The 23,695-nt window shown below is 63.9% G+C and carries 20 protein-coding genes and 1 pseudogene; 16 read left to right on the plus strand and 5 right to left on the minus strand.

Going from position 1 to position 23,695, the window contains the following annotated elements; all coding sequences use genetic code 11:
• Positions 1–56: 56 nt before the first annotated feature.
• From WJ12_RS17525 to WJ12_RS17535, 3 genes are read left to right on the plus strand one after another with little or no spacing between them, the layout of a single operon-like run.
• Positions 57–998: an alpha-E domain-containing protein gene (locus WJ12_RS17525; RefSeq protein ID WP_069245754.1), complete on the plus strand. Its 942-nt coding sequence runs from the start codon at positions 57–59 to the stop codon at positions 996–998.
• Positions 999–1,006: 8 nt separating this feature from the next.
• Entirely contained in the window at positions 1,007–1,813 is an 807-nt protein-coding gene (locus tag WJ12_RS17530; protein WP_059562070.1) for a transglutaminase family protein, read from the plus strand.
• A 35-nt stretch (positions 1,814–1,848) separates the two neighbouring features.
• On the plus strand, positions 1,849–2,670 hold the full coding sequence (locus tag WJ12_RS17535) for an IclR family transcriptional regulator (RefSeq protein WP_059562074.1): 822 nt from the start codon (positions 1,849–1,851) through the stop codon (positions 2,668–2,670).
• A 1,459-nt stretch (positions 2,671–4,129) separates the two neighbouring features.
• Here the strand turns inward: WJ12_RS17535 and trxA are convergent.
• Together trxA and WJ12_RS35945 are read right to left on the minus strand one after the other, a co-directional pair.
• Positions 4,130–4,450: pseudogene (gene trxA, locus WJ12_RS37105) on the minus strand (thioredoxin); the annotation flags it as partial.
• A gap of 232 nt (positions 4,451–4,682) precedes the next feature.
• A complete protein-coding gene (locus tag WJ12_RS35945; protein ID WP_197423894.1) occupies positions 4,683–5,123 on the minus strand; it encodes a methyltransferase domain-containing protein in 441 nt (146 codons plus the stop codon).
• A 679-nt stretch (positions 5,124–5,802) separates the two neighbouring features.
• Between WJ12_RS35945 and WJ12_RS17550 the strand changes: the two genes are divergently transcribed.
• The 5 genes from WJ12_RS17550 to WJ12_RS17565 all read left to right on the plus strand — a co-directional run bounded on the left by WJ12_RS17550 (position 5,803) and on the right by WJ12_RS17565 (position 13,256).
• Positions 5,803–6,984, plus strand: coding sequence for an efflux RND transporter periplasmic adaptor subunit (locus tag WJ12_RS17550; RefSeq protein WP_059562080.1), 1,182 nt, complete (start codon positions 5,803–5,805; stop codon positions 6,982–6,984).
• A 4-nt stretch (positions 6,985–6,988) separates the two neighbouring features.
• Positions 6,989–8,983 (plus strand): MacB family efflux pump subunit, encoded by a 1,995-nt coding sequence (locus WJ12_RS17555; protein ID WP_059562083.1) that lies wholly within the window; start codon positions 6,989–6,991, stop codon positions 8,981–8,983.
• A gap of 71 nt (positions 8,984–9,054) precedes the next feature.
• Positions 9,055–10,521 (plus strand): efflux transporter outer membrane subunit, encoded by a 1,467-nt coding sequence (locus WJ12_RS17560; RefSeq protein ID WP_059562086.1) that lies wholly within the window; start codon positions 9,055–9,057, stop codon positions 10,519–10,521.
• Positions 10,522–10,544: 23 nt separating this feature from the next.
• A complete protein-coding gene (locus WJ12_RS36765) occupies positions 10,545–10,859 on the plus strand; it encodes a transposase domain-containing protein (RefSeq protein ID WP_226104039.1) in 315 nt (104 codons plus the stop codon).
• A 129-nt stretch (positions 10,860–10,988) separates the two neighbouring features.
• On the plus strand, positions 10,989–13,256 hold the full coding sequence (locus WJ12_RS17565) for a LamG-like jellyroll fold domain-containing protein (RefSeq protein WP_059562089.1): 2,268 nt from the start codon (positions 10,989–10,991) through the stop codon (positions 13,254–13,256).
• Positions 13,257–13,385: 129 nt separating this feature from the next.
• On the opposite strand, the gene WJ12_RS17570 is transcribed toward WJ12_RS17565, so the two are convergent.
• Entirely contained in the window at positions 13,386–14,318 is a 933-nt protein-coding gene (locus WJ12_RS17570; RefSeq protein ID WP_034190464.1) for a LysR family transcriptional regulator, read from the minus strand.
• An 81-nt stretch (positions 14,319–14,399) separates the two neighbouring features.
• On the opposite strand from WJ12_RS17570, the gene WJ12_RS17575 reads away from it, so the two are divergent.
• The 8 genes from WJ12_RS17575 to WJ12_RS17610 all read left to right on the plus strand — a co-directional run bounded on the left by WJ12_RS17575 (position 14,400) and on the right by WJ12_RS17610 (position 21,688).
• On the plus strand, positions 14,400–15,350 hold the full coding sequence (locus tag WJ12_RS17575; protein ID WP_059562093.1) for a ketopantoate reductase family protein: 951 nt from the start codon (positions 14,400–14,402) through the stop codon (positions 15,348–15,350).
• Positions 15,347–15,739, plus strand: coding sequence for a VOC family protein (locus WJ12_RS17580; RefSeq protein WP_034190462.1), 393 nt, complete (start codon positions 15,347–15,349; stop codon positions 15,737–15,739). The genes WJ12_RS17575 and WJ12_RS17580 overlap by 4 nt, the downstream gene beginning before the upstream one ends.
• Before the next feature lie 2 nt (positions 15,740–15,741).
• Positions 15,742–16,200 carry a MaoC family dehydratase gene (locus tag WJ12_RS17585; RefSeq protein WP_034190461.1) on the plus strand — a complete coding sequence of 153 codons (459 nt, stop codon included), beginning with the start codon at positions 15,742–15,744 and terminating at the stop codon, positions 16,198–16,200.
• A complete protein-coding gene (locus tag WJ12_RS17590) occupies positions 16,200–17,420 on the plus strand; it encodes a CaiB/BaiF CoA transferase family protein (RefSeq protein WP_069245755.1) in 1,221 nt (406 codons plus the stop codon). Before WJ12_RS17585 ends, WJ12_RS17590 begins: the two co-directional genes overlap by 1 nt.
• Positions 17,420–18,253, plus strand: coding sequence for a shikimate dehydrogenase (gene aroE / locus WJ12_RS17595; protein ID WP_059562215.1), 834 nt, complete (start codon positions 17,420–17,422; stop codon positions 18,251–18,253). Before WJ12_RS17590 ends, aroE begins: the two co-directional genes overlap by 1 nt.
• 19 nt (positions 18,254–18,272) lie before the next feature.
• On the plus strand, positions 18,273–18,716 hold the full coding sequence (gene aroQ / locus WJ12_RS17600; protein WP_034190458.1) for a type II 3-dehydroquinate dehydratase: 444 nt from the start codon (positions 18,273–18,275) through the stop codon (positions 18,714–18,716).
• Positions 18,717–18,922: 206 nt separating this feature from the next.
• The gene (locus WJ12_RS17605) at positions 18,923–20,350 is read left to right on the plus strand and encodes an MFS transporter (protein ID WP_059562095.1); all 1,428 of its coding nucleotides are present in this window, start codon (positions 18,923–18,925) and stop codon (positions 20,348–20,350) included.
• 144 nt (positions 20,351–20,494) lie between these two features.
• On the plus strand, positions 20,495–21,688 hold the full coding sequence (locus WJ12_RS17610) for an MFS transporter (protein WP_059562218.1): 1,194 nt from the start codon (positions 20,495–20,497) through the stop codon (positions 21,686–21,688).
• Positions 21,689–21,717: 29 nt separating this feature from the next.
• Here WJ12_RS17610 and WJ12_RS17615 read toward each other — a convergent pair whose 3' ends face one another.
• Together WJ12_RS17615 and WJ12_RS17620 are read right to left on the minus strand one after the other, a co-directional pair.
• Positions 21,718–22,629, minus strand: a complete 912-nt coding sequence (locus WJ12_RS17615) for an ABC transporter ATP-binding protein (RefSeq protein ID WP_049028185.1) — start codon at positions 22,627–22,629, stop codon at positions 21,718–21,720.
• Between the two features lie 45 nt (positions 22,630–22,674).
• Positions 22,675–23,649: an ABC transporter permease gene (locus WJ12_RS17620; protein ID WP_059562099.1), complete on the minus strand. Its 975-nt coding sequence runs from the start codon at positions 23,647–23,649 to the stop codon at positions 22,675–22,677.
• Positions 23,650–23,695: the final 46 nt, after the last annotated feature.

Below are 23,695 nucleotides of genomic sequence, written 5' to 3' on the forward strand. Positions count from 1 at the left end.
CGACCGCGCGCGCCGCAGCCGGCGCGCGAACCGAACGAAGACGGAGTGGACACGAGATGCTTCTGGGACGTACTGCAAGCGGGCTCTACTGGATGTACCGCTATATCGAGCGCGCGGAGAACATCGCGCGCATCGTCGATGCCGGGCTGCGGATGGCGCTCACGCGCACGTCCGACGCGCCGGCCGAATGGTCGTCGGTGCTCGTCAGCTCGGGCGCGGACGACGGCTACCGGGAGAAATACGACGCGTATGCGGCCGATACGGTGACCGACTACCTGCTGCGCGACCGCGACAACCCGTCGAGCGTGCTGTCGTGCATCGAGGCCGCGCGCTCGAACGCGCGGATGGTGCGCACGGCGCTCACGCGCGAGGCGTGGGAAAGCGTGAACGGCGCGTGGCTCGCGCTGCGCCGCGCGCTGGCGCAGCCGGTGCCGGAGAGCGAGCTGCCGGCCGTGCTCGACGAAGTGAAGCGCGAAACCGCGCTGATCCTCGGCAGCTTCTACAGCACGATGTTGCGCAACGAGATCTTCGATTTCGCGCAGATCGGCGCATTCATCGAGCGCGCGGACAACACCGCGCGGATCATCGACGTGAAGTACCACCTGCTGCTGCCGTCGGTGTCGCACGTCGGCACGATCCTCGATACCAACCACTGGGAATCGATCCTGCGATCGGTCGAAGCGCACAACTCGTACCGCTGGGTGTACGGCGTGAAGTACAAGCCGATGAACATCGCCGACTACCTGCTCCTGAACGGCCGCATGCCGCGCTCGCTGCGCCATTGCTACGGGCGCGTCATGTCGAGCCTCAACTTGCTCGTGAAGGAGCACGGCACCGCTCACGCGTGTCACGACACCGCCGCGCAGACGCTCACGATGCTGTCCGACAGCACGATCGAACGCATCTTCAAGAACGGCCTGCACGAGTTCCTGACCGGATTCATTCGGCGCAATCAGCAACTGGGGCTCGACATCGCCCAGGCCTACAATTTCGATTGAGTACCGCAATGCATATCGGAATCGCCCACACCCTGCGTTATACCTTCGACACGCCATTGCCGCAGGCACTGCAGCGCCTTCGACTGCGACCGTTGTCGAATCCCGGCCAAACGGTCGGACGTTGGGAATTGCTCGCAAACGACAGGCAGCCGGAATTGTCGTACATCGACGGATTCGGAAACCATGTCGACCTGGTGCGTCGCCCGAACGACGACCCGGAGATCGTCATCGTTTCACGCGGCGAAGTGACGACGCACAACAAGGACGGCGTGCTGGGCTCCGCGGACGATCGGTCCAATCCGTGGCTGTTCCTGCGCGAATCGCCGCTCACGCGCCCCGGGGACTCGCTGATCGAACTTGCGTCGGCCCTGAAGAGCACGCAGAACCGTCTGCTGCAACTACACGAGTTGATGGACATCGTGCACGATCGCCTCGCATCGGGGTTCGAGAACGGCGACGACGCCACCGATGCGGAAGCGGCATGGATCCGTTCCGGCGGGACATGTCGCGACCATGCGCATGTCTTCATCGCCGTGGCGCATCGGCTCGGCCTTCCCGCGCGCTTCGCTTCCGGTTATCTGATCAGCGACGATGACGAAACCGGAGCCGCTGATCATGCGTGGGCTGAAGTTTACGTCGACCCGCTCGGATGGATCGGCTTCGATCCGGCGAACAACCTCTGCCCGGACGAACACTACGTGAAGCTGGCGACCGGCATCGACGCCTGCAGCGCCGCGCCCGTCACCCGCATCCGGTCGAATTCGGGCGCGGAAACGCTGGCTGTGGACATCGCGGTCACCCTGCCGGCCCGATGAGTCGAGCGACGAAAATCCCGGCACTCGCACCGACGATGCAAACGACCCGCGCCCTGCCATCCGACTTCGAGCTGCCGGATTCGATCGACGCGATCGACCGCTATCGCGCCCCGGCGCTCGACAAGGGACTCGACATTCTCGAACTCCTGTCCGAGCAGAAGGAAGGCCTCACCCGCACCGAAATCACGAAGGAACTCGGCCGCAACGCGAGCGAGATCTACCGGATGCTCGAGCGCCTCGTCGCACGCCGCTACGTGATGCGTTCGACCGGCGGCGATCGCTACACGCTCGGCCTCAAGCTGTTCGCGCTCGCGCACCGGCATCCGCCGATGAACCGGCTGATCGCCGATGCGTTGGCGCCGATGCAACGCTTCGCCGATGCGGTCGAACAGTCGTGCCATCTGACCGTCTACGACCGCGGCAACCTGCTCGTGATCGCGCAGGTCGACGGCCCCGGCACGTGGGGTGTATCCGTGCGGCTAGGCTCCCGTATCGCGCTCGCCGATACCGCGTCGGGACGCGTGATGCTGTCGTTCCAGGGCCCCGAGCAACGCGCGCACATGCTGGCCGAGCATCGCAAGGTCAAGGGCGAGGCGCCGCTGAACGAGCAGGAACTCGCGTATGCATGCCAGTCCATCCGGCAGTCCGGCTACCTGCGCCAGGACAGCCGTCAGGCCTATGGCGTGACCGATCTGAGCGCGCCGATCCTCGGGTCGTCCGACCATGCGATCGCGGTGCTGACCTGTCCGTACATGCGCCGGATCGACGCGCACATGGCGCCGACGGTCGACAAGGTCGTTGCGGCCTTGCTCCGCACGGCCGATCATCTGTCGATACCCCAACACACCTCCTGTTGACGGGAGACCCGGCACGAGAGCCCGGCATGGCGGAAGACAGCAGACTACAACCATCGCTCGCGGGGATCGGCCAGATAAGACTCCCACAGGCGCAGATAGCCCCCTACCCATATTTGGCTCAGCGGCAATCTAATATCGACCGCAATGCCTTGCTGGCAAAGGGACGTCGAGCAGTTTCCCGTCAAAATGCCCCCAAATTGCCCGCACGAACTCGGTTACGCTCGGGACGCTCGCTACAAGCCTCCAAGAGGCTGGCATGTGGTCCGACGAGAGTGTTAATTATGTTAAATTGATTGTGTGCGCAACTATATGGACAGTGGCGATACCCATCACTGCAGCCGATGAGACTCAAAGAATTACACGAATGAGTTTCGCATGCAGGTCGCAGCGGAAATACGAGCCCGGACACGTTCACTGGCGGAAGCTGCACGCGCGCATGGGTTGAACGCGGATCTCGTGTCGAAGTAGCGTCGGGATCCCGATCTTTATAAATAGTCGCTGGAGTGTTGTCGCGTTACCCTCCCTCGTCCGTCTCTCGAACAGCCTGACACTACCCTCACGCGAATTGTCGGGTTAGAGAAATCAGCAGGTCGCCGATCTGGCTGCCCCGCTCGCTCGAGGCTCGTTGGCCTTCTTCGTATTGGAAGAGGAACCGCTCCATCAGTTGGGGATCGATCTCCGCCACACGTTTCTCCATCGCTTTGCCTCTCGGCGGCTCGGCGCCGGTCTCGCGCGCATGCTTGTCGATGCCGCGCATCAATTTGAAAAAACGAGTCTCATCCTCATCGCTCCAGTTGCATTCGGCCTTCAGGCACGCTTGAACGAATCTACAAAGGGCCGCGACGAATTCTGCCAGCATGTCCGGATTCCGGGCCAACGAAGACGCCGCTGCTACCAGCACGGCGGCTGCCCTTGCCCGGTTCCCTTCGGTGGGCCCGGCGGCCGCCTCCTGGGCCGTTTGCGCCACGGCCGCCCACCTCGCGTCCGCCTGATGCGAGCCGTCCATCTCCGCGACATGCAGCGCGGCCACCTCGTCCCGAATCGCAAGCAATGCCGCGTCCCCGCCCAGCGTATCCGAGAGAAGCGGACTCACCAGAATGGCGTTCAGTAGCCGGCGCGGCAGCGCCGAGAGGTTGGCGCCCACCGGTACGCTCTCCAGCCAGTCGGCGACGAACACCGCGACGTTGAAATTGGTGCCGCGGTAGCTCGACAGCACTCGCGCCAGTTCCACCACATCGGTCGGCATGCCCAGCGCGGTCGCCCACTCGTCCGGGTCGGACGAGCCAACGACAAAGGCGAACGCACTGCTGACGTTTTCCGGCCACATGGGGACGCTCCGTGGCGGTTGCATGCGCGTCAGATAATCACGCAAACGTGCAATTCGATCTGCTTTCACTTGCGGATCGCCGCCGAACGCGGATAGCGTGACATCGGGCTTCGACAGTTGCGTGACGGTTCCCAGGTGCGCATCCAGGTAGCTGGCGAGTTGCGTGGCCGAACGAGGCCCCACCATGCGGCCCGCCTCGTGGGCGCCTTTCATGAGCACCAGGGTGGGAATGCCGCGCACGCCGAAGCGCTTGCGCAGTGCTGGGTGCTCGTCGACGTTGACCTTAACGATGTCGACCTTCCCTTCGAAGCTCCGCGCCACTTTCTCGAGCGTCGGCGCCAGCGCCTTGCACGGTCCGCACCATTCGGCCCAGAAGTCGATCAGTACTGGGCGGCCGTTCAACGTCACATCGGACTCGAAGCTCGCTTCGGTCACTTCTTTTAAATCACTCATTTCAGGTTCCTGTTTGCTAGTTCGATCTCAATCGGCCGTGCCTCACTGACTTGCGGGCCGTCGTCGCGACTCCTCCGCGGCGCCAGGCCGGCGAATTGGTCGGCAAGCTCGCGCGTCAAAATCGAAGACATAGAGAGGAGGGTTTCGATAAGATCAGGTAGCCCTGCAGTATCGCTCCAGACGCTTCGCGACTTCGTCGATCACCTTGACGGGGGCGACTTCCAGCTGCAAATCATGCGTTGTCAGCACCCTGGCGAACAGATGGAATGCGTCGCCGTCGAAATGGAAATGCCCATGGCGGCCCGAGGAAAAACGCGTGGTTCGCGATCTTTTCCAGGTCCTCTCCGGCAAGTGGTAGCGGCTCATTCAGGTTTGCCAGGATCAACGACACACCCCCTTTCAGGCGGATCCGAGCGATGTCCAACAGCCCCACGCGTGCGTCAATGCCGGTGAGGTTCGCACCTTGTTCAACGAGTGCCGCCGCATGCGCTCCACCGCCACACCCCGCATCGAGCACGCGAAGATTGGCTACATCGCCGGCCATCGAAAGAATCGCTGGTCGTTCATTGAAGGCATTCCAAGCATTCACTTCGTTGCCGGCGTCATACGCTGCAGCAAACGCGTCGTAATCATTTTCAGGCATTAAAAATGCCGCATCCATTGGATGGGGCAATTTAAATCCGTGGCCCGCTGTTTCGCATTCGTCACTGCCGATATTTATTTATTAAATAGCAAGCAAAGGCGATAACACTGTAAGTGAGCGTAAATATCGTGACGAACGTTTCGAACTGCCAATTTGTCGTATGGAAAAATAAGTGGATGGCCACTGCAGTGAAAATGGATGCATGAAATCCCAACAAAATACTGCATACCCGGCGTTCCGCAGGACGGATGTTTGTGGATTTCACTGGAAACCTCATTCTAAGAATATTTGGTACGCCATGTGCACGCGCACTTCCTATTCTGTAATTTTCGCCGAAATAATATGGAATTATTTTTCAAAAAAATCGTGATTTTTGCAAATTCTTGCCGATCGATATCGAGACGCTTTGGAGTTAAAAAAGCAAGCGATACGCCTGAAGGTTTCCAAGCCGAACTGTCCCGGGTTGGGCCGTGGGCATGTATTTTCGAGCGGGGGTTTACGAAAAGGTTGCTGGACAGGTTGGAAGGTATTCTAGAACGAGAAAGCAAAAATATTCCAATTGGCTCCGGTTATTCTGTGACATCAACCAGAATCAACAAGCAAACAAGAAGCTGAGTCGGCCATCGACATGATGTCGTTTAGCGCGTATATGCGCAACGCGTCATCCAGCGAGGCAAGCTGGGACTTCGGATAAGAAGGCGCATGTGTCGTGAGAAAAAAGGTTATCCAGTACGTCACCTTAGGTTTGGCCATTTCAATAGTGGTGGCCGTCGCCTTCAGATATACACGGAACGACAAGCCAAATATTCAATACGTTACCGCCCAGGTTTCGTATCAGGACATCGAATCGACCGTCGAGGCCGTAGGTACGATCCGCGCAGCGGATCTCGTTAGCGTCGGCGCGCAGGTCAACGGCCAGATCAAGTCGATGCACGTGACGCTCGGCGACCATGTCAGGAAAGGTCAGCTGATCGCGGAAATCGACTCGCAGCCACAGATCTACGCATTGGACACGGCTCGGGCCCAATTGCAAAGCGCGGTGGCCGCAGTGCATTCGAGCGAGGCGTCGCTTGTCCAGGCCAGGCTCGCGCTGCGACGGCAGAAGGAACTGGCTGAACATGACGCCGGGTCGCATGCCGATTTGGAAACGACACAGGCAGCCTTCGACGTGGCTCGCGCAAATGTCGAAACGAGTCATGCCCAGATGAAGGTAGCGCAGGTCAATGTGGACACTGCGCGCGTCACGCTTGGCTACACGCGCATTGTTGCCCCGAGCGACGGAGAAGTCGTCGCCGTGCTCGCGGTAGAGGGCCAAACCGTCAACGCCAATCAGACGACGCCGAATCTGGTGAAGATCGCGCGCCTCGACACGATCCAGGTCAAGGCGCAAATCTCGGAGGCCGACGTGGTGCGGCTCAGGCCTGGCCTGCCCGCCTATTTCACGATTCTCGGCGACCCGTCGCGTCGATATGAAACCACGCTGAAAGCCATCGAGCCCGCGCCGGACTCGATCATGACCGACACGACCACCAGTCCCACGACAACTTCGTCGGCGACGAATACGGCCATCTATTACATCGGCCGGCTCGATATGCCGAATCCCGATCATCGACTTCGCATTTCGATGACGGCACAGGTGTCGGTCGTGCTTGCGCGTGCGCGACACGTGGCGGTCCTGCCGGTCGCTGCACTGACTGCACCGCCACGCGACGGGCGCGCGACGGTGCGGGTGCTGGCGGCCGACGGCAACGTCACGAGCCGGATAGTACGGACTGGCATTGCCAACGACACCGTTGTGCAGATCGTCAGCGGCCTTGGGGCGGGAGATCGTGTCGTCGTCGGACAGTCTTCCGGCGCAGGGCCGCGTGATCCATACGGCATGGCGGGGTAACGGAATGTCCACGCCACACGCACAGACGTCGAATCCGGCGCTGATCGAACTCGAGGGTGTGAGCCACACCTATGGAGCCGGCGAGGCGGCGGTTACCGTCCTGCACCAGATCGATCTGCGCATCGAACGAGGGGAGATGGTGGCCGTCGTCGGCGCATCGGGTTCGGGAAAATCGACCTTGATGAATATCCTCGGTTGTCTCGACACGCCGACCTCGGGTGTTTACAGGATCGCTGGAGTCGGGACGCAGTCGCTCGATGCAGACGCACTCGCGCAGTTGCGTCGGGAGCATTTCGGCTTCGTATTCCAGCGCTATCAGTTGCTGAACGATTTGACCGCACTCGCCAACGTCGAAGCACCCGCCGTCTATGCGGGCCTCGACGCAGAACAAAGAAGCGGACGAGCAACGAAGCTGCTCGAGCGTTTGGGTCTTGGTGACCGCCTCAGCCATCGGCCGATGCAACTCTCTGGCGGTCAACAGCAGCGGGTCAGCATCGCGCGCGCCTTGATCAACGGCGGCGAAATCATTCTCGCCGACGAACCGACAGGCGCACTCGACAGCCAGAGCGGCGAAGAACTGATGGCGCTGTTCCACGAGCTCAACGGGCAGGGCCATACGATCATCATCGTCACGCACGATATGGACGTCGCCCGGCATGCGCGCCGGATCATCGAGATTCGCGACGGGCGCATCGTCGGCGATAGGCGGCCGGAATCGACGGGACCGGAAAAGCCCCCCAATGTGCAATCTGCGTCACCGGTCGAGCCTCCGGTTTCGCTTCGGCGCAAGCATGCGCAGCCGCTTGCATTGGGCCGGCTCATCGAAGCATTCCGGCTTGCCATGCACTCGGCGGCGAACCATCGTCTGCGCTCATTCCTGACGATGCTGGGCATTATTGCCGGTATTGCGTCAGTTGCCTGCATGGTCGCTCGTGGCGAGGGAAGCCGCAGAGCAATCATCGATCATTTACGGCAGTTTGGTACGGATACGATCAGCATCTATCCGGGACGGATGGCCGGCGATTTGCGTGCGAACTCGATTCATACGCTGAGTCTCGGCGACGTGCACGCGCTACAGGCGCAAAGCTACATTGATAGCGTGACGCCGGAAGTGACGAGCACCGGAACGATTCGCGTGGGCAATAAAAACGTATCCGCGACAGTTCATGGCACAGGGCCCGATTATTTTCGCGTCCACGGCATCCATATGATCGAAGGCCGGCCTTTCGACGAGTCGCTGGTCGAATCGAACGCTCCGGTCGTCGTCGTCGATGAGAAAACCCGACAAACGCTGTTCGGCTCCGATTCGCCGATAGGGAAGGTGGTACTCGTCGGAAATCTGCCGTGCCATGTGATCGGCGTGGCGGGTTCGAACGCCATGTCGTTTGCACCCGGTACGCTGGGGCTCTATATGCCGTACACCTCGGTCATGTCGCGTATGACCGGATCGTACGATCTCCAGAGCGTCACCGTCCGGCTCGCCGACGGCGTACCTTCGAGCGCCGCGCTCGCCGGCATCAACAAGGTTCTGAAGATGCGCCACGGTGCCATCGATTTCACGACCTTCAATTCGGATGCCTTGTTTCAGGTCGCGACGGCGTCGAACGAAACTTTTCGACTCTTTATTGCGTCGATTGCGGGCATTTCCTTGCTTGTCGGTGGCATCGGCGTGATGAACATCATGCTCGTGTCGGTGACGGAGCGCACCCATGAAATCGGCATCCGCATGGCGATCGGCGCGCGTCGATCCGATATTCGCGACCAGTTCCTTATCGAGTCCGTCTGGTTATGCGTCGCCGGTGGAGCGGTCGGTGTGGCGCTCGCGTTAGGTGTCATCCGGTTTTTTTCCGAGCCTCATAGTCGTTTCTACATGGTGCTGTCGCTCGACTCGATCGTGACTGCGTTCGCCAGTGCCGCGCTCGTGGGTGTCGTGTTCGGCTACTTCCCGGCGCGTCAGGCCGCGCGCCTCAACCCGGCAGAAGCACTGGCCCGCGAATGAACAAGTTCCCTCATTCATTGCATGCTGTTCTGATACGTACGGCTCTACGGCAGGTTCGAGCGTCCTGGTCGATGTCGCGATTCGGCACGATCGCCTTGTTGATCGTGTCGCTGGGCGTCGCCGCATGCGGGACGTTGACGCGCACGACATGGACGCGGCCCGAGGTCTCGATTCCCCGGCATTGGCAGACAGAGTCTGCTGCCGTGAGTCAGACACCCGCTTCCGTGTCGGTCGGAGCATCGTACAGCTGGAGTGACGTTCCCGATGCGTCCAGATTGTCGCCGGCAGACACGGAAGCAAACCCCGGTGGTGATGCGAGTATCGACCCGTGGTGGAACGCGTTCGGCGATCCCGAACTGAGCCAGCTTATCGAGCGGGCGTTGGCTGGCAATCACGATCTCAAGACCGCCGTCGTCAATCTGCGCGCGGCGCAATTTGCCGTCGATCTCGCCCGCGCAAACCAATTGCCCCTGATCAGCTCTAGTGCGGCGTTGTCGAATTCTCATTCGCTGGGTGGTGCGCGCGTGGTGTCGCACTCGAAATCGCTTCTCGCATCGGCCAGCTATGTCGTCGACCTATGGGGTTCGCTGTCGAGTTCGACCGATGCATCGCGCTGGGAGGCGCGGGCAACCGAGCAGGATGAACGGACGGTCAAGATGACCGTCGCATCCCTGGTCGCCCAAGACTATTGGTTGCTCGCGCTGCTGGCGGAACAGATCGAACAGAGCGATGCATCGATTCTTTACAGCGAGCAAACGCAGGCATCGACGAATGTCCGGTATGCGTCGGGGGCGATTACGGCAGTGGACCTGCTTGCCGCCCGTCAATCGCTCGCGTCGCAACGCGCGTCGCGCAATGCGCTACTGGCGCAGCGAACACAAACCGAAAACGCGCTCGCGATCTTGCTCGGTCAGCCACCAGGCGAAATCTTCGTCGTACCTTCTGCGCGTCTGACGACCCCGTTGCCCGCCGTCGCCGCGGGTGTGCCGGCTTCCGTGCTCGTTCGGCGTCCAGACGTCATGGCAGCGGAGTTGCGCACGCGAAGCACACTCGCAAGGGTGGATGCCGTACGGACCAGTTTCTACCCTAACCTCACGTTGACGGGGTCGGCCGGTACCGCGAGCGACGCATTGCGCAATCTGCTGCAAAACCCGCTCGGCACGATCGCAGCCGATGTCGCGGCGCCGTTTCTGAACGTCTGGACGATGAAAGCGCAGGTGGGTTCGGCGCAAACCGCCTATGATGCCGCAGCGGTCGCATTCGCCAGGACGTTTTATCAGGCACTCGGCGACGTAGAGAACGCACTTGCCGCGCGCGCCGACTATCAGGCCGAGATCACGCAATGGGCCGATGCGCTCGAAGCAGCACGACAACGCGAGCAACGCATCGGCTGGCAATATCGGGCGGGTTCAATTCCCCTGCAGAACTTGCTCGACGCGCAGCAGGCGAGCCGCAACGCCGATGCCGAACTCGCAAGCTCCCGCTATGCGGCCCTTATCAACCAGGTGGCACTTTATGTTGCGCTCGGTGGAAGGTAGTCAAGCCTTGCAGCATCGCACGCTTGCACCGCGTCGAGCCATATCGCTATCTGGTCTGGCTGTTTACCAGATTGCCGCTCGCTGCAACCGCCGACGACTACGCGGATCTCATGCCTTGGAGAAGGCCTTCCACGGCGCAACGTCATGTCTCGCGCGCGTCAAGTAAGATAGCTCCGCCCTCATCGCAGCCTTCGCACATTCGAATTCCACCCGTCGCCGATACCGGATGCGCGCGCCCGTGTGCCATGCCCAAGTGTCCGATGACCGTCGCACGACGGTGTCCCCGCGCGTCTCGATGCCGCTACGTCGCCGACATGACAAACACATGTCATCAGTGAATTCGTTATTTACCTCTTGATCGCCCCCCTGCCCTGCTGGATAGAATACCCAGCCGCTCATAACAAAATACGGAACAGTTAGTACATTCACTAACAATTCGATTACATCAAAAGAAAAGGAGTCCATACATGAGAGACAAGGACGCGGCGACACCCTTATCCGAGGAAATCGCCGGGCTCGGTATCATCGAAAACATAGCGCGGCGCCATTTCCTGATGGGACTCAGTGCAACGCTTCTGGCAGGATGCGGCGGAGACAGTGAAAACGCGTTTGCCGAGGGCGTGCGCGCAGCGCCGACCAGTAGCGGTCAGTCGTCGGGCGCCGTGCCCGCATCGAACGGTAGCGAGGGCGGTACGCCGTCGACCGGCGCCGCTCGAATCCGCACCTTTTCCCATCCCGGCCTACTGCATACCGAAGCGGATTTCGCACGCATGCGCGCCAAGGTCGGCGCACATGCTTCCCCGTGGATCGATAGCTGGAACCTGCTTCTCTCCAACTTCCATACCCGCCTGACGAGCGTCCCGAACCCGCAGCCCGAGATCAGGCGCGGCGGGAGCAACGAGAACTACTGGATCCTCTACGGCGACATCGCCTTCGCCTATGGCCATGCACTGTGCTGGCGGGTATCGGGCGACAAGCGTCACGGCGACAAGGCGGTGGAGTACCTGGACAGGTGGTCGTCGACGCTCACGGCGCTCGGCGGCAACAGCAACGTGGCGTTGGCTGCCGGCATCTACGGCTACGAATTCGCGAACGTGGGCGAGATGATGCGCGGTTACGACGGCTGGAGTGCCAGCGGCCTCGCCGCGTTTCAGAAGATGATGCTCGATGTCTTCCATCCGATCAACCACGGGTTCCTGCACCGCCCCGTCGACCGCCAACGCACGCATTACTGGGCCAACTGGGAACTGTGCAACCTCGCGTCGATGCTGGCCATCGGCGTACTGTGCGACAACGCGGATATCGTCGACGATGCCGTCTCGTACTTCAAGAACGGCGCCGGCAACGGCAGTATCGGCATGGCCGTGTATTTCGTACACCCCGGTTACCTCGGCCAATGGCAGGAAGCCGGCCGCGACCAGGGCCATACCCAGCTCGGCATCGCGCTGACCGGCGCGATCTGCGAGATGGCGTGGAATCAGGGCATCGATCTGTACGGTTACGACAACAACCGCTTCCTGGCGGGCGCCGAATACGTGGCGAAGTCGAACCTCAAGCAGGCGGACGGCTCGTTCTTCCCCGTGCCGTTCGCCACCTACCAGAACGTGGACGTCACGCAAACGGCGTTCGCGACCGGTTCGCAAGGCGGCGGCCGCCCTTGCTGGGCCCTGGTGGCAAACCATTACATCAATCGAAAGGGTCTCGCGGCACCTTACACGCAACGCTTTGCCGAATTCGTTGCGCCGGAAGGCGGCGGCGGCAACTACGGCAGCGCCAGCGGCGGCTACGACCAGCTCGGCTACGGCACGCTCACGTGCACGCGCGATCCGGGCACGCCGGCCCCGACGCCGAGCGGCCTCACGGGCTACGCAAGCGCGGACAAGGTCGTGCTGTCCTGGTGGGGATGCAGCAATGCGAGCGGCTACAACGTCAAGCGCGCGACGATCGCCGGGGGGCCGTACACCACCCTCCGCACCGGCGTCACCGATTGGCTGACGCACACCGATACGCCGCCCGGGCCCGGCACGTACTTCTATGTCGTCACGGCGCAAACGCCGGCGGGCGAATCGGCCGCGTCGAACGAGGTGAAGGTGGCAACCTCGACGCTGTTGCTCGCGCACCTGACGTTCGATGAGGGCAGCGGCCTCACGGCCGCCGACCGGTCGGGCAACGGCCACCACGGCACGCTGAACGGGGCGACATGGGCCCCGGGACGCCGCACCCATGCGGTGTCGCTCAACGGAGCCGGCGCGTACGTCGAACTGGCGGGCGAGATTCTGTCCGACGTAGCGGATTTCACGATCGCGGTGTGGGTGTACTGGAACGACCGCGGGCAAAGCTGGGCGCCGATTCTCGACCTGAGCGGCCGCTTCGGCAGCTACGTCACGCTGATGCCGCGTACCGACTGGCGCACCGACAATCAGTCGATGCGCTTCGCGATCGCGGTGAACGGGTTCGGCGACCAGATGGTCGACGCACCGACGATGCCGGACAAGCAATGGGTGCACGTGGCGGTCACGCTCGCCGGCCCGACGGCGACGCTTTACATGAACGGCAAGCCGGTCGCCGGCAACACGGGCATGTTTCTCGCGCCGTTCCGGCTCGGCGGTCTCACGCATAACTGGCTCGGCAAATCGCAGTACCCCGTCTCGACCTTCAACGGCCTGCTCGAGGACCTGCGCATTTACCGCGGCGCGCTCGGCGCCGCGCAGATCGTGGCGCTGATGAACGGTTGAGGCCGGCCAGCGCACGCCGTCCGGCCACACGGCGGCACGATCGGTGCATCGAGAACCGGTCGTGCCGTTCGTGGCTGCCGTCCGGCGGTGACGTTCGGTCTCCAGGCACCGCCGAACACGCGCACTTCCCTACGCCGTGGACGGATGCGATGCACCGAACAACCGGATCACGACACCGCGCAGCCATCGATTGCCGGCCTCGTGGTGATAGCGCGCATGCCAATGCTGCCGAACCGCGAAGCCTTCGACCGGGATCGGGCAAGCATGAACCGCCAGATCGCTCGCCTGAGCCAGGGTCTGGCCGATATGGCGCGGTAACGTCGTGATCAGGTCGGTCGTCTGGACGATCGCACCCAAACCCAGGAAACCCGGCAACTCCAGCACGACGTCTCGCTCGATGCGCGCCTGCCGCAGCGCCTGTTCGAGCAGTTGCGCCCCCGTTCCGCCCGTAATGGCGACATGACCTTCGGCACGGTACTGCTTCGCGCCGAGGCGGCCGCGAATCCTCGGATGATGCCGGTTGGCCAGACAGACCCAGTCCTGGTCGTACAGTTTCTGCTGATAAATACCGCCGCCCAGCCACGGCACGTAGCCGATCGCGAGATCGGCTTCGCCGGATTCGAGCGCGCGTTCCGTATTGCCGTCGATCCGTGCGGCTTCCAGCCGGACGCCGGGCGCCTGCGCGCGGACATGGGCCAGCAGCCGCGGGAGCAGCGTGACGTGACTCGCGTCGGTCATGCAGATGCGAAACCGTCGCTGGGCCGTCGCGGGATCGAACGCGATCTCCCACGCGGTGAAGCGCCGCAGGGATTCGAGAATTTCCCGGCAGGGCCCGATCAGCGCGTCGGCTTGCGGGGTCGGCGCCATGCCGCCGGGTGTGCGAATGAACAGCGGATCGTGCAGATGTTCCCGCAAGTGCCCGAGCCAGATGCTGACCGTCGGCTGGCTCTGGCCCAGTTGCTCGGCGACGCGCGTGACGCTGCGCACGTCGTACAGGAGATCGAAAAGCTGAAGCAGCTTCAGGTCGGGCAGGTCGGCGGGCATCGTGGCGTTATTGTCCATGGCAATGACGACATTGTATCCATTGCATTGTCGGCATGAGCAGCGACTCCTATCGTGACGCCATACGTCAAGGAGAAGCCATTGAAAATAGCGATTCTGGGGGCCGGCGCACTGGGCTGCGCGATCGGCGCCACCCTCACCCAAGGTGGCCACGAGACCTGGCTGATCGACCGCTCGCCCGCGCACGTCGATGCGATGCGCGATAACGGCCTGCGCGTCGACGATACCGGCGGCACCCGCCACGTACCGGTCCACGCGACGACGCGGGCTGCCGATGTCGGCGTGGCCGACCTGGTGGTCGTGCTGGTCAAGTCGTTCCACACCGATGCGGCCATCCGCGGCGCCCAGTCGCTGGTGGGGCCCGATACCACCGTGCTGTCGCTGCAGAACGGCCTCGGACACGAGGACATCCTGATCGACGTCGTCGGCCGCGAGCGCGTCCTCGCGGGCAAGACCTACGTCGGCGGCGTGCTGCGCGGCGCGGGTCACATCGAATCCGGCGTGATCGGCAAATACACCTATATCGGCGAACTCGACGGCCGCATCACGCCGCGCGTCGAGGCAATCGCCGCCGCGTTCAATGCCGCGGGCCTCGCCACGACGATCAGCGACAACATCGTCGGCACGATGTGGGACAAGCTGCTGGTGAATGTCGCGACGGGCGCGCTGACCGGCCTGACCGGCCTCACCTACGGGCAGCTTTACGACGAGCCGCTGTTGAAGGCGACGTCGCTCGCGGCCGTGGCCGAGGCGATCGCGGCCGCCCAGGCGGCGGGCGTGAAGCTGTCGATGACCGATCCCGAGCAGGCATGGACGTTGGCCGCCGAGGGGCTGCCCGCGAGCTTCAAGACGTCGATGCTGCAAAGCCTCGAGAAGGGCTCGATCACCGAAATCGACTTCATCAACGGTTCGGTCGTGCGCTGGGGGCAGCGCTACGGCGTGCCGACCCCGGTCAATGCCACGCTCGTCGCCTGCATCAAGGGGCTGGAACGCGCGATGGCCGACCGTCAACGGAAGGAGACCGCCGCATGAGCGTCCCGAAAGCCTATCTCGAACACGTCGCGATCTGGGTGAAGGACATCCGCTGGCACATCCGTTTCTTCGAGGACGTGCTCGGCATGACCCTGCGCGAAGTGGACGGCACGCTCGACGCGCCGCGGCAGTACTGGACGCTCGGCGGCCTGCAGTTCATCCACGCGCCGGAACACGACGGCCCGGAAGGCCGCCTCGCCCATCTCGGCGTGATGTGCGAGGACCTGGAGGCCGCGCTGGCCGCGGCACAACGATTCGGCGTGACGGAAATGCCGCAGGGACGGAACTGGCTTCGCCTGCCCGACGGGCTGGCGGTCGAACTGATCCAGGCCAGGCCGGCTTCCTGCGTCGCGCAGGCACTGGCGATCAACCCGCGCGCGGAGGCATGACCATGACGATCGTCGAAAAATACTGGGACGACGCCCGCGAGGGCGACACGTGCACGAGCCCGACTTACACCGTGACCAAGGCGCGCATCCTCGCGTACGCCGACCTCACCGGCGACCATACGCCCGTCCACGTGGACGAGGAATACGCGAACGCCAGCCACTTCGGCTGCCTCGTCGCGCACGGGCTGTTCGGCCTGTCCATCGCCGACGGCCTGAAGACGCAGAGCGACTATCGCTTTCTGCCGGGCATGTCGCTCGGCTGGACCTGGGATTTCCTGCTGCCGATCAAGGTCGGCGACGTGCTTCACGTCAAGTTTCGCGTCGGCTCGATGCGGGCGAGCAAGAGCCGCCCGGGTTGGGGCATCGTCGTGCTGCCGTCGGAGCTGATCAATCAGGACGGTCAGGTCGTTCAACACGGCGAGCATCGCCTGATGGTGCCGCGCCGCCCGGAGGCACTGTAATGCAGGCTCGCCCACTCGAAGGCATTCGCGTCGTCGACTACAGCCACTTCCTTGCCGGGCCGTATGTCGGACGCTGTCTGGCGGCGCTCGGCGCCGAAGTCATCAAGGTCGAGCGCCCCGGGTCAGGCGACGCCGGACGGCAGCACGCGACCGTGCTCGACGACCAGCAAAGCGGCTACTTCCTGCAGCTCAACATGGGCAAGCGCGGCGTGAGCGTCAACATGAAGGATGCGCGCGGCAAGGCATTCATGCAGCGGCTATGCGACTCCGCCGACGTGTTCATCGAGAACTATCGGCCGGGCGCGCTGGACAAGCTCGGGCTCGGTTATGACGAACTGTCGGCGCGCAATCCGGGACTCGTCTACTGTTCGATTTCAGCGTACGGGCATACCGGCCCCGATGCGCATCGCGCGGGCTTCGGGCTGATCGCCGAGGCCAAGAGCGGGATCATGCAGATGGTCGGCACGCCGGGCGAACGGCCGCCGCTGCTGCGCATCTCGCTCGGCGACATGTACACCGGCATCCATGCGGTCGCGGCCATCAACGCCGCGCTGCTGGGGCGCGTGAAGAGCGGCCGCGGGCAGCACATCGACATGGCGCTGTACGACACGCTGGTATCGATGCACGAATATGCGGTGCAGTGCTACACGCTGCAGGGCGTGCTGCCCGAGCAGACCGGGCACGACATGCCGACCTCGACGCTCTACGGCGTGTTCCGCGCGTCGGACGGCGATCTCGTGATCGCCGCGCAAGTCGACGACGCGTGGAAACGCTTCGCCGAGCTGATCGCGACGCACGGCGGGCCGGCGGATTTCGGCGCCGATACGCGCTTCCACGACAGCGTCGGGCGCAACGCGCACCGCGCGGAGATTCTGTCGGTCGTCGAGCCGTGGGTGGCCGCGCGCTCCGTCGCGTCGGTACTGGACCTGCTGGACGGCATCGACGTGCCGTGCGCGAAGGTGCAGCGCATCGACGAAGTGCTGAACGATCCGCAGATCCAGGCCAGAGGCATGGTCGTCGAGCAACAGCATCCGCGCTACGGGACGCTGCGCCTGCCGAACCTGCCGTTCCGGTTTTCCGATTGCGACACGACGATTCGCGACGTCGCGCCCGATCTCGGGCAGCACAACGCGGAAGTCGCGCGCGCCCTCGGGTTCGATTCGGCCGAGATCGACGCGATGCAGGCCGACGACGTCCTCTATTCAAAAGCGAGCCAATGATGACCGACCAATACGCGGTGATCGGCAATCCGATCGGACACACGAAATCCCCGCTGATTCACGGTCTGTTCGCGAAGGAAACGCGGCAGGACATCAGCTATACGGCGATCGAGGGGCCCGTCGCGCCGGCAGGCGCGTTCGCGGCCGCGGTTCGGGCGTTTTTCGAGGGTGGCGGCAAAGGCATCAACGTCACCGCGCCGTTCAAGCTCGACGCGTTCGCGATGTCGGACGAACGCAGCGAGCGGGCGCGGCTGGCGGGCGCGGCCAACGCGCTCAAGTTCGACGGCGGCCGCATCCTGGCGGACAACTTCGACGGCATCGGGCTGGTGCGCGACATCGAAGCGAACCTCAACCTGCCGATGGCCGGCAAGCGTGTGCTGGTGCTCGGCGCAGGCGGCGCGGCGCGCGGCGCGCTGTTGCCGTTCCTCGAAGCGGGACCGGCCGAACTGGTCATCGCGAATCGCGACGTCGACAAGGCGCGCGCACTGGCCGAGCAGGTCGCCGGACGCGGTCCGCTCGTCGCCAGCGGCTACGCGGACCTCGCCCGGATGGGGCGTTTCGACCTGGTCGTCAATGCGACGTCGGCCAGCCTGACCGGCGACCTGCCGCCGGTCCCGCCGAGCGTGTTCAGCCCGGCCGGCACGGCCTACGAACTGGCATACGGCAAGCGTCTGACGCCGTTTCTGCGGCTCGCGAAAAACGCAGGGGTCCACGGGATCGCGGATGGCGTCGGCATGCTGGTCGAGCAGGCGGCCGAAGCATTCGCGTGGTGGCGCGGCGTACGCCCGCAGACCAGCGCGGTGATCGATCGCCTGGCCGTGCCCTTCGATTGAACCCGCGACGGAGATTCGCATGAAGAAGATCCTGATGCTGCACGGCATCAATCACAACATGTTCGGCAAGCGCGATCCCGCGCAGTACGGGACGATCACGCTCGCGCAGATCGATGCGCGGCTGCAAGCGCTGGCGACGGAACTGGGCGTACAGGTGGAGTCGTTCCAGACCAACGGCGAAGGCGCGATGTGCGAGCGCATCCATCGCGCTTTCGAGGAACGCCAGGACGCGGTGCTGATCAACGCGGGCGCATGGACGCATTACAGCTACGGCATTCGCGATGCCCTGGCGATCCTCACGTGCCCGATCGTCGAACTGCATATGTCCAACATTCATGCACGCGAGCCGTTCCGGCATCACTCCGTCCTGGCCGAGATCGTCAGCGGGCAGATTTGCGGGTTCGGGGTCCAAAGCTATCTGCTCGCACTGAGGGCCGCGGTTTCGGCGCTCGGCGACGAATAAGCCGATTCCCGCATCGGCTGCCGATGCGGGACCGACGCGCATGCGCAGCCGTCGCCAGCGCGCGGCGTTGCGCACCGCGCGTGCTCGCCGCGCGCCGTATCGACGGGCCGCGGTCTGGTCGCACGACGGAGTCGACACATCGGGCAGTGACGACGCCGCGCATCACCCGCCTTGCCCGGCACGCATATCAATATCCGGAGACGACGATGACCACGACCTTGCGAGACGAGCCCAGGGGCAGGCACCAATCGAGAAAAGCCGCCATCAGCGGCTGGATCGGATCGGTGCTCGAATACTACGATTTCTTCATCTACGCCACGGCATCGGCGCTGATCTTCCCGCAGATATTCTTTCCGCACGGCAGCCCCACCACCGCCATCATCGCGTCGCTGGCCACTTACGGCGTCGGCTACGTGTCCCGCCCGATCGGCGCGTTCGTGCTGGGCCACCTCGGCGATACGCGCGGACGGAAAACCGTCCTGCTGTTCTGCATGTTCCTGATGGGCATCTCGACCGTCGGCGTCGGCCTCCTGCCGACCTATCAGCAAGCCGGGCTGATCGCGCCCGCGTTGCTCGTGACGCTTCGCCTGCTGCAGGGTTTCGCCGTGGCCGGCGAGATCACCGGCGCGAGCTCGATGATCCTGGAGCACGCGCCGTTCGGCCGGCGCGGCTACTTCGTCAGCTTCACGCTGCAGGGCGTGCAGGCCGGGCAAGTGCTGGCCGCCGCCGTGTTCCTGCCGCTCGCCTACTACATGCCGTCCGCGCAATTCGACAGCTGGGGCTGGCGCATTCCGTTCCTGCTGAGTGCGCTGGTCATCGTCGCGGGCCTGATCATTCGCCGCGAGGTCGACGAGTCGCCGGCCTTCGACGAAGCGGTGCGCAACCGGTCGCAAGCCGGCTCGCCGGTGGCCGACGCTTTCAGGCACCACTTTCCCGACATGCTGCGCGTGGCCTGCATGTCGATGATGAACGTGATTCCGGTGGTCGCGACGATCTTCGGCGCGGCCTATGCGGTCCAGCCGGCGTATGGAATCGGATTCCAGAAGGATGTCTATCTCTGGATCACGGTGATGGGCAATATCGTTGCGATGATCGTGATCCCGTTCGTCGGCAACCTGTCCGACCGCGTCGGCCGCCGGCCGCCGATCATCGTCGGCTCGCTGGCCGCCGGGCTGCTTGCGTTCGCCTACCTGTATGCGATCAGCATCCGGAACGTGCCGCTCGCCTTCGTGATGTCGATGCTGATGTGGGGCGTGGTGTACCAGGGCTACAACGCGGTATTTCCGGCTTTTTACCCGGAACTCTTCCCGACCCGCACGCGCGTCTCGGCGATGGCCATCGCGCAGAACCTCGGTACCGCGGCCACGGCGATGCTGCCCGCGCTGTTCACCGCGGTCGCGCCGCCGGGTGCCCATCACGTCTGGCTGATCGTCGGTGCGATCGCGTTCGGCATCACCGTGATCGCTTCGCTCGCAGCCTTTAGCGCACGCGAGACCAGTCGCGTCCATTTGAACGATTTGGGGCGAGCGAACGCGCAACCGGTCGGCAAGGCAGAATACGACCTGCTGCGCGCCGAGGCACTGTCGCACGATCGCGTCGTGCGCGAACCCGTGCCCGGATCCGTCGGCGGCTAACCGGCGTTCGGCGGGGCGTCGGGTTCGGCGCCCCTTCCGTCCAGCCATTTCAGCTCGCCGCGGCCGCCCTCGCCGCACGAGCAACCTTGCATAACCGCTGCCCTTATTCGAAGCTCGATGCCCGATACCGTGTCGAAAACCGCCATGCCGGATACCACGCGACCCGCTCGCCTGAACTTCGCGCTCATGTTGCCGCTTCTGCTGGCGGCCCAGCCGGTGGCGACCGACAGTTACCTGCCGGCGCTGCCCGAAATCGCCGCCACGCTGGGCTCCGCCAGTGTCAGCCTCACGGTTTTCGCGCTGATATTCGGTGTCGGGCAATTGCCGATGGGCAGCCTTGCCGACCGGTTCGGCCGCCGCCCCGTGCTGCTGACTGGCCTTGCGCTCTATGCGCTGACCGCGCTGGCCGCTGCGCTGGCCTCGACCGCGGCGATGCTGGTGGCCGCTCGCGCGATGCAGGGGCTGGCCATGGCCGCGATACTGGTATGCGCGCGTGCGACGGTGCGCGACCGGTATTCGGCGGGCGACGGTCCGTACGTGATGGCGCGCGGTTTCATGGGGATGGGGATGATGGCGTTCCTCGCCCCGCTCCTCGGTGCGTATGTCGCCCAGCAAGCCGGATGGCGATGGGTGCTCGCCGGGATGAGCGTGTATGCGTTCGGGTTGCTCGTCATGTGCTGGTACGGCTTCGAGGAAAGCTTCGTGCGCAGCCCGCCGAGCCGGAACTCGACCCAGGAGGTGCGCGAGATACTCGGCAATGCCCCGTTCAGGGTATGGACGCTGCTGGCCGCGTCGACGTACACCGGCATGTTCTGCTTTCTGCTGCTGTCGCCGACGATCTACATCGGGCAGCTCGGCATCTCGCCCCAGCGTTATGGCTGGATACCGGCAACCGGGACGCTCGTCTATGTGCTGAGTACGTTTGGCTGCCGCGTGTTGCTGCGCCGTCAAAGCATGTTGCGAACGGTACGACAAGGCGCGACGTTGAGCCTGTCCGGCGCGGTGATCCAGGCATTGGGGTGCGCGCTGCTTCCCGGCAGCATCTGGCCGCTGCTCGTCGGGCATGGCGTGTATTGCCTCGGCCACGGCATCCATCAGCCGTGCGGGCAGGCCGGGGCGGTCAGCGGCCTGCCCCACCTTGCGGGCCGCGCCGTCTCCTGGTCCGGCTTCATCATGATGTTCTTCGCGTTCAGCGCGGGACAGACGGCAGCGAGCTTCACCGATCCGCGCTATCACCTGGGCGCGTGGCCGATGGTGGTGCCGATGCTCGTGGTGGGCGTGACGCTGGTGACGATCGCGTTTGCATGGCTGCCCCGAATCAACCACGCAAGCGCGTGACCGCGTGACATGTCGCGGCACGCTCGCCGCTACTCGACGTTGTCCGAAACGTCCGTCATCCGGATCATGTGCGGCTTGACACCCTCGTCTTCCGCCGTGACGGCCTCCTTCGGATGGATCAGTGCCTCGAGCCGCGCTTTCGTCGCAATGAACTCGGGCGTATTGACCTGCGAGAGGTCGCGCGGCCGCGGCACCGGCACCTCGATCAGTTCCTGCACTCCGCCGGGGTTCGCTTTCAGCACCAGGATCCGGTCGGCCAGAAAAATCGCCTCGTCGAGGTCGTGCGTGATGAACAGGATCGTCACGTCGATGTTGCGCCAGATGTCGAGCAGGTGCGCCTGCATCCGCGCCCGCGTCTGCGCGTCGAGCGCACCGAACGGTTCGTCCATCAGCAGGATCCGCGGACGGTTCGCGAGCGCGCGGGCAATCGCCACACGCTGCTTCATGCCGCCCGACAACTGATGCGGATACACGTCGGCGAAACGCGTCAGCCCGACGAGATCGAGCCACTGCAGCGCCTCGCGCTCGGCCTCGCCGCTGCTGCTGCCGTTCATGCGCAGGCCGAACATCACGTTCTTCTTCACCGTGAGCCACGGAAACAGCGTATAGCCCTGGAACACCATCCCGCGATCGGCGCCCGGCCCCTGCACCGGCTTGCCGTCCAGCAGCACCTCGCCGCTCGACTGCGCCTCGAGCCCGGCCAGGATGCGGATCAACGTCGACTTGCCGCAGCCGGACGGGCCGATCACGCACACGAACTCGCGCCGGTGCGTGCGGAAACTGATGTCGTCGAGCGCGATGCATTCGCCTTGCGGCGTCGCGAAACGCTTGCCGACGTGCCGCACGTCGAGTATCACGTCGCGGGCCTTCAGCCGCGCGAAGCGCTCGCGCACCGCGTCGGATTGAACCAGGTAATCGGGAACGGCCTGGGGGTTCTGCATGATGCCCTCTGCGAGAAACGGTCGATGGGGTTGCGTCAACGGATGTCACGCCTTGAGCGTGCGGTCCCACGGAAAGAACCGGCGGCCAAGCAGCCCGAGCACGATGTCGGTGCCGAGACCGATGATCCCGATCATCAGGATCGCCGCATACACGTTGTCGAAATGCTGGTAGCGCGCCTGCTGGCTGATGTACCACGTGATGCCGGAACTGGTGCCGACGAGTTCGGCGACGATCAGGTAGGTCCATGCCCAGCCGAGCAGGATCCGCTGATCCCGATACAGGTCCGGCAGCACGCCCGGAATCACGACGTGCGTGAGCAGCTTCAGCTTCTTCGTGCCGAGCGTCATCGCGGCCTCGAACAGCCCGTATTCGAGCTTGCGCGTGGTATTCGCGATGATCAGCACCTGCTGGAACAGCGTGCCGATCACGATGATCGCGATCTTCGGCGCATCGTAGATGCCGAGTATCGCGACCATCAACGCGCCGAACGCCGGCGCCGGCAGGTAGCGGAAGAACTCCAGGAACGGCTCCTGCAGCCGCGCGAGCGCGCTGAAGGTGCCGCAGACGATGCCGAGCGGCACGCCGATCGCGGACGAGATCACGAAGCCCCAGAAGATGATGCGGATGCTGTGCCACAGGCTCTCGTGCAGCCATACGCCGTCGCGGGAGGCCGGCGGCGTCGTGAACGCCGTGTAGAACGCGCGCAGCACCTGATGCGGCGCCGGCAGGTAGACCGGATTCGCGCGCACGCCTTCGGGCACCGCGGCGTGGGCGGCCCGCGCATGCGCGAGCTCGTCGTCGAACACGTCGCGATCGACCTGCATGCCGGTCTGGAAATAGTCGACGCTGCCCGGATTCGTCACGCGCATTTGCGGATGCCAGACGAACGGCACGTAGCTGATCAGGCACCAGACGGCGAACGGCAGCAGGAACGACGCCAGCCCGAGGGTCCATTTGCCGCGCGTCGTCAGCTCGCGGCGCACCGCGAGCCAGCCGGTCGTGTTGCGGGTCGTTGTCATGGGAATCTCCATTTCGGTTTCGGGTACCGGTCGCGCGGCTGCCGCG

The sequence above is a fragment of the Burkholderia seminalis genome, from assembly GCF_001718535.1.
GTDB lineage: Bacteria > Pseudomonadota > Gammaproteobacteria > Burkholderiales > Burkholderiaceae > Burkholderia > Burkholderia seminalis.